This is a genomic window from Nocardioides sp. R-C-SC26 (assembly GCF_021246465.1).
In the GTDB taxonomy this organism is placed as follows: Bacteria; Actinomycetota; Actinomycetes; order Propionibacteriales; family Nocardioidaceae; genus Nocardioides.
Genome location: NZ_JAHRHK010000002.1, coordinates 14,621 through 28,179 on the forward strand (window position 1 = coordinate 14,621; position 13,559 = coordinate 28,179).

The 13,559-nt window shown below is 70.1% G+C and carries 13 protein-coding genes; 12 read left to right on the plus strand and 1 reads right to left on the minus strand.

All coding sequences use genetic code 11. The features are described 5' to 3' along the window. The first annotated feature begins 39 nt into the window (after positions 1-39). The 7 genes from KSO97_RS01780 (at position 40) to KSO97_RS01810 (ending at position 9,726) form a co-directional block, all read left to right on the plus strand. Positions 40-3,912 carry a DNA-directed RNA polymerase subunit beta' gene (locus KSO97_RS01780; protein WP_308188244.1) on the plus strand — a complete coding sequence of 1,291 codons (3,873 nt, stop codon included), beginning with the start codon at positions 40-42 and terminating at the stop codon, positions 3,910-3,912. A gap of 289 nt (positions 3,913-4,201) precedes the next feature. Further along, positions 4,202-4,726 carry a DUF4232 domain-containing protein gene (locus tag KSO97_RS01785; RefSeq protein ID WP_232676135.1) on the plus strand — a complete coding sequence of 175 codons (525 nt, stop codon included), beginning with the start codon at positions 4,202-4,204 and terminating at the stop codon, positions 4,724-4,726. Positions 4,727-4,795: 69 nt separating this feature from the next. Continuing rightward, entirely contained in the window at positions 4,796-6,037 is a 1,242-nt protein-coding gene (locus tag KSO97_RS01790; protein ID WP_232676137.1) for a geranylgeranyl reductase family protein, read from the plus strand. 140 nt (positions 6,038-6,177) lie between these two features. Further along, the gene (locus KSO97_RS01795) at positions 6,178-7,065 is read left to right on the plus strand and encodes an NUDIX domain-containing protein (RefSeq protein ID WP_232676139.1); all 888 of its coding nucleotides are present in this window, start codon (positions 6,178-6,180) and stop codon (positions 7,063-7,065) included. A gap of 189 nt (positions 7,066-7,254) precedes the next feature. Further along, positions 7,255-8,517 carry a hydroxyacid-oxoacid transhydrogenase gene (locus KSO97_RS01800; protein WP_232676141.1) on the plus strand — a complete coding sequence of 421 codons (1,263 nt, stop codon included), beginning with the start codon at positions 7,255-7,257 and terminating at the stop codon, positions 8,515-8,517. After that, positions 8,517-9,011, plus strand: coding sequence for a DUF1648 domain-containing protein (locus tag KSO97_RS01805; protein WP_232676486.1), 495 nt, complete (start codon positions 8,517-8,519; stop codon positions 9,009-9,011). The genes KSO97_RS01800 and KSO97_RS01805 overlap by 1 nt, the downstream gene beginning before the upstream one ends. 43 nt (positions 9,012-9,054) lie before the next feature. Then, positions 9,055-9,726 carry a VOC family protein gene (locus tag KSO97_RS01810; protein ID WP_232676143.1) on the plus strand — a complete coding sequence of 224 codons (672 nt, stop codon included), beginning with the start codon at positions 9,055-9,057 and terminating at the stop codon, positions 9,724-9,726. A 43-nt stretch (positions 9,727-9,769) separates the two neighbouring features. Here the strand turns inward: KSO97_RS01810 and KSO97_RS01815 are convergent, their stop codons facing one another. Beyond that, positions 9,770-9,949, minus strand: coding sequence for a DUF5999 family protein (locus KSO97_RS01815; RefSeq protein WP_232676145.1), 180 nt, complete (start codon positions 9,947-9,949; stop codon positions 9,770-9,772). A 175-nt stretch (positions 9,950-10,124) separates the two neighbouring features. On the opposite strand from KSO97_RS01815, the gene dapE reads away from it, so the two are divergent. From dapE to KSO97_RS01840, 5 genes are read left to right on the plus strand one after another with little or no spacing between them, the layout of a single operon-like run. Beyond that, entirely contained in the window at positions 10,125-11,210 is a 1,086-nt protein-coding gene (gene dapE, locus KSO97_RS01820; RefSeq protein ID WP_232676147.1) for a succinyl-diaminopimelate desuccinylase, read from the plus strand. Then, positions 11,210-11,938 carry a TIGR00730 family Rossman fold protein gene (locus KSO97_RS01825; RefSeq protein WP_232676149.1) on the plus strand — a complete coding sequence of 243 codons (729 nt, stop codon included), beginning with the start codon at positions 11,210-11,212 and terminating at the stop codon, positions 11,936-11,938. Before dapE ends, KSO97_RS01825 begins: the two co-directional genes overlap by 1 nt. A gap of 4 nt (positions 11,939-11,942) precedes the next feature. After that, complete coding sequence (locus KSO97_RS01830) at positions 11,943-12,254, plus strand: DivIVA domain-containing protein (RefSeq protein WP_232676151.1); 312 nt, start codon at positions 11,943-11,945, stop codon at positions 12,252-12,254. A gap of 13 nt (positions 12,255-12,267) precedes the next feature. Further along, a complete protein-coding gene (locus KSO97_RS01835; RefSeq protein ID WP_232676153.1) occupies positions 12,268-12,699 on the plus strand; it encodes a hypothetical protein in 432 nt (143 codons plus the stop codon). Between the two features lie 29 nt (positions 12,700-12,728). After that, a complete protein-coding gene (locus tag KSO97_RS01840) occupies positions 12,729-13,520 on the plus strand; it encodes a M14 family zinc carboxypeptidase (protein WP_232676154.1) in 792 nt (263 codons plus the stop codon). The last annotated feature ends 39 nt before the right edge of the window (positions 13,521-13,559 follow it).

Genomic DNA, 13,559 nt, shown 5'->3' on the forward strand with positions numbered 1-13,559 from the left:
CAGCTTGAATCACAGAACTAACGAAGGATTGCAGCCATCGTGCTCGACGTGAACTTCTTCGACCAGCTTCGGATCGGCCTGGCCACTGCGGAAGACATCCGCACGTGGAGCCACGGCGAGGTCAAGAAGCCGGAGACCATCAACTACCGCACGCTCAAGCCCGAGCGTGACGGCCTCTTCTGCGAGAAGATCTTCGGTCCCACCCGGGACTGGGAGTGCTACTGCGGCAAGTACAAGCGCGTGCGCTTCAAGGGCATCATCTGCGAGCGCTGCGGCGTCGAGGTGACCCGTTCGAAGGTGCGTCGCGAGCGGATGGGCCACATCGAGCTCGCCGCCCCGGTCACCCACATCTGGTACTTCAAGGGTGTCCCGAGCCGTCTGGGCTACCTGCTCGACCTGGCTCCGAAGGACCTCGAGAAGGTCATCTACTTCGCGGCCTACATGATCACCTCCGTCGACGAGGACGCACGCCACCGCGACCTGTCCTCGCTGGAGACCAAGGTCGCCCAGCAGCGCGAGATGCTCGAGAAGCGTCGCGACTCCTCGCTGGAGGACCGCACCAAGAAGCTCGAGGAGGACCTCGCCGCTCTCGAGGCCGAGGGTGCCAAGGCCGACCAGCGCCGCAAGGTGCGCGACGGGGCCGAGCGCGAGATGAAGCAGATGCGCGACCGCGCACAGCGTGAGCTCGACCGCCTCGACGAGGTCTGGTCGACCTTCAAGTCGCTCAAGGTCCAGGACCTCATGGGCGACGAGCTGCTCTACCGCGAGATGAAGAACTGGTTCGGCAAGTACTTCGAGGGCTACATGGGCGCCACGGCGATCCAGAAGCGCCTGGAGAACTTCGACATCGAGGCCGAGGTCGAGTCGCTGCGCGACACGATCGCCAACGGCAAGGGCCAGAAGAAGGTCCGCGCCCTCAAGCGACTCAAGGTCGTCGACGCCTTCCGCAAGACCGGCAACAAGCCCCAGGGCATGGTGCTGGACGCCGTCCCGGTCATCCCGCCGGACCTGCGCCCGATGGTGCAGCTCGACGGTGGTCGGTTCGCGACGTCGGACCTCAACGACCTGTACCGCCGTGTGATCAACCGGAACAACCGACTCAAGCGTCTGCTCGACCTCGGTGCGCCCGAGATCATCGTGAACAACGAGAAGCGGATGCTCCAGGAGGCCGTCGACTCGCTGTTCGACAACGGACGTCGCGGTCGTCCGGTCACCGGTCCGGGCAACCGCCCGCTCAAGTCGCTCTCCGACATGCTCAAGGGCAAGCAGGGTCGCTTCCGTCAGAACCTGCTCGGCAAGCGCGTGGACTACTCCGGTCGTTCGGTGATCGTCTCGGGCCCGCAGCTCAAGCTGCACCAGTGCGGTCTGCCCAAGAACATGGCGATCGAGCTGTTCAAGCCCTTCGTGATGAAGCGCCTCGTTGATCTCTCACACGCCCAGAACATCAAGTCCGCCAAGCGGATGGTCGAGCGCGCGGTCCGCCCCGAGGTCTGGGACGTTCTGGAAGAGGTCATCACCGAGCACCCCGTGCTCCTCAACCGTGCGCCCACGCTGCACCGACTCGGCATCCAGGCTTTCGAGCCGCAGCTGATCGAGGGCAAGGCCATCCAGATCCACCCGCTCGTCTGCACGGCGTTCAACGCCGACTTCGACGGTGACCAGATGGCGGTGCACCTGCCGCTGTCGGCCGAGGCCCAGGCCGAGGCGCGGATCCTGATGCTGTCGACCAACAACATCCTCAAGCCGTCCGACGGCCGTCCGGTGACCATGCCGACGCAGGACATGATCATCGGCCTGTTCTTCCTCACCACCGACCGCGAGGGCGCCCCCGGCGAGGGTCGCGCGTTCAGCTCGGTCGCCGAGGCGATCATGGCCTTCGATCGTGCCGAGATCGCGCTGCAGAGCAAGATCCGGATCCGCTTCGACGACATCGTGCCGCCGCTGGAGTTCGGCGAGGACTGGGAGCAGGGTCAGTCGCTGACCCTGGACACCACGCTCGGTCGCGCGCTGTTCAACGAGACCCTGCCCGCCGACTACCCGTTCGTGAACTACGAGGTGGGCAAGAAGGCCCTCGGCTCGATCGTCAACGACCTGGCCGAGCGGTACAGCAAGGTCGAGGTCGCAGCGTCCCTGGACGCACTCAAGGACACCGGCTTCCACTGGGCGACCCGCTCGGGTGTCACCGTCTCCATCGAGGACGTCGTCACCCCGGGCAACAAGGCCGAGATCCTCTCGAGCTACGAGGCCCAGGCCGCGAAGGTGCAGAAGCAGTTCGAGCGTGGTCTGGTCACCGACGAGGAGCGCCGTCAGGAGCTCATCGAGATCTGGACCGAGGCCTCGAACGACGTCGGCAAGGCCATGGAGGCCAACTTCGACCGGGCGAACCCGATCTACATGATGGTCGACTCCGGGGCGTCGGGAAACATGAACCAGATCCGTCAGGTCGCGGCCATGCGTGGTCTGGTGGCCAACCCCAAGGGCGAGATCATCCCGCGGCCGATCAAGTCGAACTTCCGCGAGGGCCTGACCGTCCTGGAGTACTTCATCGCCACGCACGGCGCCCGCAAGGGTCTGGCGGACACCGCGCTGCGGACCGCCGACTCGGGATACCTGACGCGCCGTCTCGTCGACGTGTCGCAGGACGTCATCATCCGTGAGGACGACTGCGGCACCGAGCGAGGCCTGCCGAAGGTCATCGGCGTCGTGGGCGAGGACGGTGTGGTCCGCAAGGACGACAACGCCGAGACCGCTGCCTACGCACGTTCGGCAGCCACCGAGGTCACCCACCCCGAGACCGGCGAGGTGCTGGTCGAGGCGGGCGGCGACCTGGGCGACGTCAAGATCGGCGAGCTCATCGCGGCCGGCATCCCGACCGTGAAGGTCCGCTCGGTGCTGACCTGCGACGCCCGCACCGGCACCTGTGCCAAGTGCTACGGCCGCTCGCTGGCGACCGGCAAGCTCGTCGACATCGGTGAGGCCGTCGGCATCATCGCGGCGCAGTCGATCGGTGAGCCCGGCACGCAGCTGACCATGCGTACCTTCCACACCGGTGGGTCCGCCGCGGCCGACGACATCACGCAGGGTCTGCCCCGTGTGGTCGAGCTCTTCGAGGCGCGCGTGCCGAAGGGTCTCGCGCCGATCTCCGAGGCTGCCGGCCGGGTCGAGATCGACGAGTCCGACAAGGCCCGCAAGGTCCTCGTCACTCCCGACGACGGCTCGGAGGTCCTGGAGTACCCGGTCTCCAAGCGCTCGCGCCTGCTGGTCGCCGACGGCGACCACATCGAGGTCGGCCAGAGGCTGATCGTCGGCACCGAGTCTCCGCAGGACGCCCTGCGCACCCTCGGTGTCCGCAAGGCGCAGGAGCACCTCGTCGACGAGGTCCAGAACGTGTACCGCAGCCAGGGTGTGTCGATCCACGACAAGCACATCGAGATCATCGTGCGGCAGATGCTGCGCCGGATCACGGTGATCGAGTCCGGTGACACCAACCTGCTTCCCTCGGACCTGGTCGACCGGGTCATCTTCGAGGAGGAGAACCGTCGCGTGGTCTCCGAGGGCGGCAAGCCGGCCTCGGGTCGCCCGGTGCTGATGGGCATCACCAAGGCCTCGCTCGCCACCGAGTCGTGGCTCTCGGCCGCCTCCTTCCAGGAGACGACCCGAGTGCTGACCGACGCTGCCATCAACGGTCGCTCGGACTCGCTGCGCGGTCTGAAGGAGAACGTGATCATCGGCAAGCTGATCCCGGCGGGTACCGGCCTGGAGCGGTACCGCAACGTCCGGGTGGAGCCCACCGAGGAGGCGCGCGCTGCCGCGCACGCCGTCACCGGCTACGACTCCTATGACTATGAGTTCGGTGGTGGCTCGCAGGCCGTCGCGCTCGACGACTTCGACTTCGGCTCGTACCAGAACTGAGCGAGCGAAGCCGGCTCAGCTCTGGTGGAAGAGCCGGGTCGAGGAGCCTCGAGGTGGATCGCGCGCCAGCGCGAGACACGTGAGGCGTCTCGAGACCAGCCGTACCAGGACTGAGCTCAGCCGAGTCATCACACCGAGGCCCTCTCCCGCAGTCGCGGGGGAGGGCCTCGGTCCGTTCACCGAGCCGGAGGTTCTTCGCGTTCTCTCAGGCGCGATGCGCAACTCCATCGCCGCGACGGCAGTCCCATCACCGTGGGGCCCACGGTAGGCCCCGGAGGAGATGAGCCAGATGAACGAGCGCAGGACAGTGGCACGGGTGGCGGTCGGGCTGGTGCTGGCCGGCAGCCTGGTGATGGTGCCGGGACCGTCGGCCGACGCGGCCGCTCCGGCTCGCGTCCCGCAGTGCGGCAACGCCGACCTGACGGCGTCCTACCGGGTCACCGACGCAGGCGTCGGACACCGGTACGGCGTCCTGGTGCTGAGGAACACCTCGGACCACGAGTGCCGCACCGGCGGCTACGGCGGACTGTCCTACGTCGGGGGTGGTGACGGCGTGCAGGTCGGCGCAGCCGCCGATCGCACGCCGGGGAGGTCGCGCACCTTCGTGGTCGAGCCTGGTGAGCGGGTACGGAGCCGCGTCGACGAGGTCGTCGCCGAGAACTACCCGCGGCGGATGTGCGAGCCGACACCCGTCGACGGATTCCGCGTGTACGTGCCCAACGCGACACGCAGCCAGTTCGTCGAGCACACGACGACGGGCTGCGCCTCCGACCAGGTGCACCTCATCCAGCACGGTCCGTTCCGGGCTGCGTGATCAGGCCCGTCGGTGCCACCGGGCAGAGACGGTTCGGTGGGGTGACAGGTCACCTGGGAGGATGGGCACGTGACCACGCGCCCGACTTCCACCGACGTCCTCGTGGTGGGCGCGGGCCCCGCCGGCTCGGCGGCGGCGGCCTGGGCAGCCCGCGCCGGACTGGACGTCGTCCTGGCCGACGCCGCGGTGTTCCCGCGCGACAAGACCTGCGGGGACGGTCTGACCCCGCGCGCCATCCACGAGCTGTGCGGCCTGGGCCTGGGAGACTGGTTGCGCGCGCACACCGTCAACCACGGTCTGCGCGCACACGGCTTCGGCCAGACGCTTCTGCTGCCCTGGCCCGGTGGGACTCTGCCGAGCTGGGGAAGTGCGGTCGCGCGCACCGAGCTCGACGACCACCTCCGCACGGTGGCGATCAAGAGTGGGGCGCTCGCCCTGGACGGCGCGCGTGCGGTCGACGTGCGTCGCGACGGCGATCGGGTCGCTGCGGTCATGTTCCGCGGCGCCGGGGGCGCGACCTACGAGATCGCGTGCCGCCGTCTCGTCGTCGCGGACGGTGTGCGTTCACCCTTGGGCAAGGTGCTGGGCCGGGAATGGCACCGCGACACCGTGTACGGCGTGGCGGGACGCTCCTACGTCGCGTCCGACATGTCCGACGATCCGTGGATCAGCAGCCACCTGGAGCTGCGCGGCGAGAAGGACGAGATCCTCTCGGGGTATGGCTGGATCTTCCCGCTCGGCACCGGCGAGGTGAATCTGGGCGCGGGCACGCTCGCCACGGCCAAGCGGCCCGCCGACGTCGCGATCAAGCCGTTGATGGAGCACTACGCGCGCCAGCGTCGCGAGGACTTCCAGCTCACCGGCGAGCTGCGTGACAAGACGTCCGCGCTGCTGCCGATGGGGGGAGCGGTCAGCAATGTCGCGGGCGCGAACTGGGCTCTGATCGGCGACGCCGCGGGGTGCGTCAACCCGCTCAACGGCGAGGGCATCGACTACGGCCTGGAGACCGGTCGTCTCGTCGCCGAGATGATCGCCGACGACGGCGACCTGGCGACCTTGTGGCCCGCGCTCCTGCGCGACCACTACGGCGAGGCGTTCTCGATCGCACGGCGGATGGCGGGGCTGGTGACCGTGCCCCGTCTGCTGCCGGCCCTCGGCCCGATCGGCATGCGCTCGGACACCTTGATGACGCTCGCGTTGCGCTGGATGGGCAACCTGGTCACCGACGAGGACCGAGACCGGTCGGCGCGCGTGTGGCGTTGGGCCGGCCGCCGTTCGTTGGCTCGCGACGCTCGTCCGCCCTTCAGCTGATCCGCGTTGACCCGTCTTCACGTAGAGACGGGTCAACAGGCCGGATCCGCGTTGACCCGTCTTCACGTAGAGACGGGTCAACGCCGAGCGCGTTACTGGAGAGTTCTGTGGGGCGCCTGGTGCCCCGATAGGTTGGCAGCATGGTCGAGCAGGTGCAGCGGGTCGCGGCGTACGCCGTCATCGTGCGCGACGGCCACGTCCTGCTCAGCCGACTGGCGCCGAAGGTCTCCCGCACCGAGCAGTGGACCTTGCCCGGCGGTGGCCTCGACCACGGTGAGGATCCCCGCGACGCCGTGGTGCGCGAGGTGCACGAGGAGACCGGGCTCGCCGTCACGATCGGCGAGACCGCACATACCTTCTCGCTGCACCTGCCCGACACGTGGCGACGGGGACGGCGCGTAGACGCGCACTCGCTGCGAATCGTCTACCAGGGCTGGGTGCCGCTCGACTCGCCCGCGCCGCGCGTGCTCGAGGTCGACGGCTCGACCATCGAAGCCGCCTGGCAGCCGCTGGAGGCGGTGCTGACCGGCCGCGTGCCGACCGTGAGCCTGGTGCGCGAGGCGCTCGCTCACTACCGGCCCTTCCCTCACCAGCGCGTCGCGGCCTACGGCTTGATCCGGCGGGTGCGCGACGTCGAGCCGGAGGTGCTGCTGGTGCGCACCTCGACGTCGGGCTTCCACCGCGGGCGTTGGACCTTCCCCGGTGGCGGTGTCGAGCACAACGAGCACCCGACGGCGGCCTTGGTACGAGAGGTGCGGGAGGAGACCGGCCTCGACGTGGTCGCCGGGCGAGTGGTGCTGGTCGACGACGTCCAGGTGCAGGGCACCGCTCCCAACGGGCGCGACGAGTCGTTGCAGTCGATCGGCCTGCTCTACGCCGCTTCTCCCCGCGATGCCGACGCCGTCCTGGTGGCGGAGGCCGGTGGCACCAGCGACGCCGTCGCCTGGGTCCAGGAAGCCGAGATCATGTCGGGCACGCTCGACGTCCTGCCGATCGTGCTCGACGGCCTCCGTACCTACCCCGGGTGAGCAGACGCCGACACGAGTACCGCGATCGCGACGTTCGTGGACGGTCGACGCCGCCATGGCACGCGCCTCGCCGCGGCGGCGTCGCTGGTGACGCACTCGGTAGCCCTGTCCGAGGCCGCCTGGCGATGCACGCACCCTGACGACGCGCACCATCCGGCGACGTCGCACCCGCGACACTAGGGTGTCGGGGTGAGCGAGACCGTCTTCACCTACGCCGCGCCGGCCCTCAAGTTCGGCTCGGGTGCCTCGGCAGAGATCGGCCACGACCTGGCGGTCTTCGGCGCCCGTCGCACCCTGCTCGTCACCGACGCCGGGGTGGCCGCGACCGGGGTTCCAGCCCGGATCGCCGAGGAGATCGGCCGGTCCGGCATCGAGGTCGTCCTGTTCGACGGCGCCCGCGTCGAGCCGACCGACGAGTCGATGCTCGAGGCGATCGCCTTCGCCCGCGACGCCGGGCCGTTCGACGCCGTCGTGGCGGTCGGCGGCGGGTCGGCGATCGACACCGCCAAGGCCGTCAACCTGCTGACCACCAATCCGGGCGACCTGTTCGACTACCTCAACGCGCCGGTCGGCAAGGGCCTCGCCCCGACGCAGCCGCTGCTCCCGCTGGTCGCGGTGCCCACGACGACCGGCACCGGCAGTGAGAGCACCACGATCTGTGTGCTCGACGTCCTGAGCCTCCAAGTGAAGACCGGCATCAGCCATCCAGCGCTCCGCCCACGCCTCGCCGTCGTCGACCCGACGCTGACGATGACCCAGCCTGCGATGGTCACCGCGGCCTCGGGGCTCGACATCCTCTGCCACGCGCTGGAGAGCTACACCGCCAAGTGGTTCGGCGACTTCGAGGCCAAGGCACCCGAGCAACGCGTGCCGTACTGCGGCTCGAACCCGATCGCCGACATGTGGTCGGAGAAGGCGCTGACCTTGCTGGCCGGTTCGTTCCGCGAGGCCGTGCGCGACGGCGGCGACGTCCGGGCGCGCGAGCAGATGGCCCTGGCCGCGACCTTCGCCGGTCTCGGCTTCGGCAACGCCGGCGTGCATATCCCGCATGCGAACGCCTACCCGATCGCGGGTCGTGTCCGCGAGTACCGCCCCGACGGCTACCCGCAGGACGCCGCCATCGTGCCGCACGGCATGGCGGTCTCCCTGACGGCGCCCGAGGCGTTCCGCTTCACCTTCGACGCCGCTCCCGAGCGCCATCTGCGCGCGGCACAGCTGCTCGCGCCCGACCTGCCGGCCGGCGACGCCGACGCACTGCCCGCGGCGATCGCGCGCCTCATGCGCGACGTCGGCATCCCCAACGGCCTCGCCGCGGTCGGATTCGGCGAGGGCGACGTCGACGACCTGGTCGAGGGCGCGTTGAAGCAGCAGCGGCTCCTGGCGACGGCGCCGAAGGCCGTCACCGACGAGGACCTCGCCGCCATCTTCGGCGCCTCCCTGGAGCACTGGTGATGGTGCGGCGCGCCTTCGCGGTGAGTTGCGCCGCCTACGTTGCGGCGTGGGTGCTCGCGGCGGTGCGCTTCCCCGCGGTCGTGCCGATGCACTTCGACGTCGCCGGCGAGGTCGACCGGACGGCGTCGCGCGGGCTCGCGCTGTTCTTCTTCGCGGTGCTCGGTGTCGCGATGGGCGGCCTCATGGCGTGGCTCGGTCGGACGATGCGGTCGACATCGACGGCCTGGATGAACGTCCCGCACAAGGACTGGTGGACCGCGACCCCCGACCGCGAGCAGCGGATGCGCACGATGATGGGACACGACCTGTGGCTGGTCGGCACGGCCACCATGACTCTCCTGACGACGCTGCTCGCCTGGACGGCGCTCGTCTCCCGGCGGGCCGATCCGTCCGTCGGCCCAGTCCTCTGGATCGCCTTGGGTGCCTACCTGGCCCTCATTCTCGGCTACAGCGTTCATGCGAGCAGATCGCGGTACCGGCCGCAGGAGCACTGACGGGAGGGGGCGCAGGCGGTTCCTGCCGGCGTAGCCTCGGTCGATGACCGCGCGATGGCACGAACTCTGCCTCGACGTCACCGAGGGCACCGACTACTCGGCGATGGAGGCCTTCTGGGCGACGGCGACCGGTCTGCGGATAGCACCGCCGTCGACGCCGGGATCGCCGGGCGATCTGGTGGACCACACCGGTGCCGGCATCGCGCTCTGCCCGGTGCCGGAGCCGAAGGCCGCCAAGCACCGGGTGCATCTCGACGTCCACACCGCCGACATCGCGAGCCTGATCGCTGCGGGCGCGACCGTCGTGGAGGAGCTCGAGCGGTGGACGGTGCTCGCCGATCCCGAGGGCGGCGAACTGTGTGCGTTCGGACGGCCGACCGTGGCGGATTACCGCATCTACGAGCTCTGCGTGGACTCGGTCGATTCGGCGTCGATCGCGGCCTGGTGGGCGCAGCGCTTCGGCGTCGAGGCACGCGACGAGGGTCAGGGCTGGCGCTGGCTCGAGGGTGTGCCAGGCATGCCGTTCGAGGCCTGGGTCTTCGTCGACGTCCCGGAACCGAAGACGGTCAAGAACCGCCTGCACTGGGACGTCTTCGGCGACGTCGCCGAGTTCACGGCGGCAGGCGCCACACTGCTGTGGGACATGCCGCGGTGGAGCGTGCTCGCGGACCCGGAGGGCAACGAGTTCTGCGTGTTCCCCGAACCGCCCGGCTGAACCCGCGGCGCCCGTCGGCCGACCGGGAGGGGCCGAGGTCGGATCAGGCCGTGCGCTGCAGCCGGGAGGCGTGGCCGTCCGGCGTGAGGTAGCCGCCGTCGCTGAAGAGGATCACGCCGTTGCAGAGTCGGCACCAACCCTGCTCGCTGTGATCGACGACGACGTGGGCGCAGGCGCAGTCGGGCGACTGGGCCTCGGGACAGGCGGGGGAGTGGTCGCACATCGTTGTGCTCCTTCGGTGCTGGCCGTGAGATCGAGACCTCTTCTATCGGCACCGGGCATCGCCGACCTGACGTGAATGCGTGCGTGAGGTGTCGGCGATGTGTCCGCCTCTGCTCCGTGTCCCGCGGCCCTCACCGCTCGCGGAGACGGCGCGGCGCCCTGCTTGACTGAGGGTCATGTCCGCACGCCCCACGCTCGACCTCAGCCAGGACGCCGTCGGCATCACCCGACAGCTCGTCGACATCGAGTCGGTGAGCCGCGACGAGCAGCAGATCGCCGACGCCGTCGAGGACGCCCTGCGCGGCCTCCCGCACCTCGACGTCGTGCGCCGCGGCCACACCATCGTGGCGCGCACCCGACTGGGTCACGGTGAGCGGGTCGTGATCGCGGGCCATCTCGACACCGTGCCCGTCAACGACAACCTGCCGAGCCGTCTCGACGAGGCCGCCGGCCTGCTTCACGGCCTCGGGACCTGCGACATGAAGGGTGGCGACGGCGTCATCCTGCGGCTGGCCGCGACGCTGCCCCAGCCGGTGCGCGACGTCACCTACATCCTCTACGAGGCCGAGGAGATCGACGCGCAGTACAACGGGCTGCGGCTGCTCGCCGAGAGCGATCCCGAGCTCCTGGAGGCGGACTTCGCGATCCTGATGGAGCCCTCCAACGCCGTCGTGGAGGCCGGGTGCCAGGGCACGCTGCGCGTGGAGGTCGTCAGCCGCGGGGAGCGGGCGCACAGCGCGCGGTCGTGGCGCGGAGTGAACGCCATCCACGGTGCCGCCGAGGTGCTGAACCGGCTCGCCGGCTACCAGGCCCGCCGTCCGGTGATCGACGGGCTGGAGTACCACGAGGGGCTGAACGCGGTGTTCATCCGCGGCGGGGTGGCCGGCAACGTGCTGCCCGACGAGTGCGTCGTCGAGGTCAACCACCGGTTCGCGCCGGACCGGAGCGAGGCCGAGGCCGAGGCGTTCGTGCGGGAGTTCTTCGACGGCTTCGAGGTCCGCTTGACCGACTCCAGCCCCGGCGCTCTCCCCGGGCTCGACCGACCGGCCGCGCGCGCCTTCGTCGACGCCGTCGGCGGCGAGGTGAACCCCAAGTTCGGGTGGACCGACGTCGCCCGCTTCACCGCGCTCGGCGTGCCTGCTGTCAACTTCGGTCCGGGAGACCCGATGCTGGCACACAAGCAGGAGGAGCACGTGCCGCTCGCCGACATCGAGCGCTGCGAGGCCACCCTCCGCGCCTGGTTGAGTGGAGAGGACAGCTGATGGCCAAGCACAAGGGCCCGATCATCCAGCGCCGCGCGCAGGTCGACGGCACCACCACCGACCAGCGCCTGCTGGACTCACGTGGCCCGAGCGACTGGGTGCACACCGATCCCTGGCGGGTACTCCGCATCCAGGCGGAGTTCGTCGAGGGCTTCGGCGCCCTCGCCGAACTGGGGCCGGCCATCGCGGTCTTCGGATCGGCGCGCACCAAGCCGGACGATCCCTTCTACGCGCTCGGCGAAGAGGTGGCGCGCAAGCTCGTCGAGGCCGACTTCGCCGTGATCACCGGCGGCGGGCCCGGAGCCATGGAGGCCGCCAACAAGGGAGCCAGCCAGGCGGGCGGCGTCAGCGTCGGGCTCGGTATCGAGTTGCCGTTCGAGTCCGGCCTCAACGAGTGGGTCGACGTCGGCATCAACTTCCGGTACTTCTTCGCCCGCAAGACGATGTTCGTGAAGTACTCCCAGGGCTACATCGTGCTGCCAGGCGGGTTGGGCACGCTGGACGAGATGTTCGAGGCGTTGACCTTGGCGCAGACGCAGAAGATCACCGAGTTCCCGGTCGCCCTCGTGGGCACCCGCTACTGGGGTGGGTTGGTCGACTGGCTGCGCGAGACCGTCACCGCTGACGGCAAGATGTCGCCCGGCGACCTCGACCGGCTCCTGGTCACCGACGATCTGGACGAGGCGGTGGCCCTGATGGTCGACGCCCGCGACCAGCACCGGGGCTGACGTCGTGGTCTGGCTCTGCGCGATCGTCGCGATCCTCGTGCTCGGCGCGGTCGCCGCGGTGGCGGCCGGCCGCGGCGCGCCGATGGCCGTCGAGCACGGCGATCGCCCGGACGTGCTCCCCGGCAGCGTCGGACGCGATGGCACCCTCCCGCTCACCGGCGAGCACCTTCGGCGGGTGCGATTCCCCGTCGTCCTGCGCGGCTACCGCATGGACGACGTCGACGCGCTGCTCGATCGCGTGGCGCGGCAGCTCGACGGCGGGCCGGTCGCGGAGGACGACGACGCGGGTCACCAGGGACCCTCCGGCGCACTCTGAGAGACTCCCTCGCATGTCGCAGACCGTGGTGGTGTGGGTGCTGACGGCCTTGGCCGCCGTCGTGGTCGTGCTCACCCGCCTGCGTCTGCGCCGTACCGCGAGGGGGGGCGGTCGCGTCGACATCGCGCGCGCCCCGGTCGCGGTCCACACCGGTGCCGGCGCGCTGGCGTTGGTCAGCTGGGTCGTCTTCCTGGCCAGCGGCGATCGGCTCAGCGAGGACACCACCACGCTGATCGGTCTGGTCTCCCTCGCGCTGTGGTGGGTCGTCGCGGTCGCGGGGGTCCTGCTGCTGGCGCGCTGGCTGCCGAGTCGTGGGCGGCACTCCGCCGACGAGGCGCTCGCCGACTCCTGGACCGGCGGACCGGGGCTCTCCCTGCTGGGGCACCTGGGGATGGTGGGCGGCGCCGCCTACTTCACCTACGCCTACCTCGTCAGCGCTGTGTGAGAGCCGTGCCCCGCACGAGGAACGGTCTCGTGGGGATCCTGGCGCTCGCGAGCGTGGCGGCCGGTGCGCCACCGTCGGTCGCCGAGCAGGTCGCCGGAGCGTCGGCTCGCGTCGGTCAGGGAGCCGAGCGGGTGGTCATCGGGCACTCTGTGCAGGGCCGACCGATCTCGGCGTACCGCCTCGGCGACGCACTCGTCGGGGAGGTCGACGCCGATGTGCCCACGGTCGTCGTGGTGACGAGTATGCACGGCGACGAGGGCGACGTCCGTGCGATCGCGCGCGGTCTCATCGCAGGCCCGCCGATCGTCGGTCTGGACCTGTGGGTCGTGCCGAGCCCCAACCCCGACGGGTTGGCGGCGGGCGCCCGAGCCAACCGCCGAGGTGTCGACCTCAACCGCAACTTCCCCTACCGCTGGGTCGATCTCGACGGGCGCTACGAGTCCGGCGCAGGGCCGGCCTCGGAGCCGGAGACCCGGGCATTGATGCGCTTCCTGAGACGTGTGCGTCCGGACCGGTTGCTGAGCTTCCACCAGCCGTTGTACGGCGTGGACACCGACACCAAGGACGCCGCCTTCGCCCGCCGGATCGCCGCGCAGCTGCATCTTCCGCGCCGTCGCTTCGACTGCGGGGGCACCTGCCACGGCACGCTGACCATGTGGTTCAACCAGAACTTCGCCGGTTCGGCACACACGGTGGAGTACGCGGCGCGACCCTCTCGACGACACCTCTCCACGACGGTTCCGCGCCAGATCCTGCACCTGTTCGGAGCCCGCCGAGCGATCGACGCGGGTGAGCGGTGGGTGCCCGGGAGCGGCACCTGAGGCACCCGGGCGCACCGGAGGTGCGTCCGCTTCGCCCGA

Excerpts from the sequence above, each read along its gene's own strand:
- KSO97_RS01785 (WP_232676135.1), top strand. The coding sequence starts at position 4,202 with ATGAACGAGCGCAGGACAGTGGCACGGGTGGCGGTCGGGCTGGTGCTG.
- KSO97_RS01795 (WP_232676139.1), top strand. The coding sequence starts at position 6,178 with ATGGTCGAGCAGGTGCAGCGGGTCGCGGCGTACGCCGTCATCGTGCGC.
- KSO97_RS01805 (WP_232676486.1), top strand. The coding sequence starts at position 8,517 with ATGGTGCGGCGCGCCTTCGCGGTGAGTTGCGCCGCCTACGTTGCGGCG.
- KSO97_RS01810 (WP_232676143.1), top strand. The coding sequence starts at position 9,055 with ATGACCGCGCGATGGCACGAACTCTGCCTCGACGTCACCGAGGGCACC.
- KSO97_RS01815 (WP_232676145.1), bottom strand. The coding sequence starts at position 9,949 with ATGTGCGACCACTCCCCCGCCTGTCCCGAGGCCCAGTCGCCCGACTGC.
- dapE (WP_232676147.1), top strand. The coding sequence starts at position 10,125 with ATGTCCGCACGCCCCACGCTCGACCTCAGCCAGGACGCCGTCGGCATC.
- KSO97_RS01825 (WP_232676149.1), top strand. The coding sequence starts at position 11,210 with ATGGCCAAGCACAAGGGCCCGATCATCCAGCGCCGCGCGCAGGTCGAC.
- KSO97_RS01835 (WP_232676153.1), top strand. The coding sequence starts at position 12,268 with ATGTCGCAGACCGTGGTGGTGTGGGTGCTGACGGCCTTGGCCGCCGTC.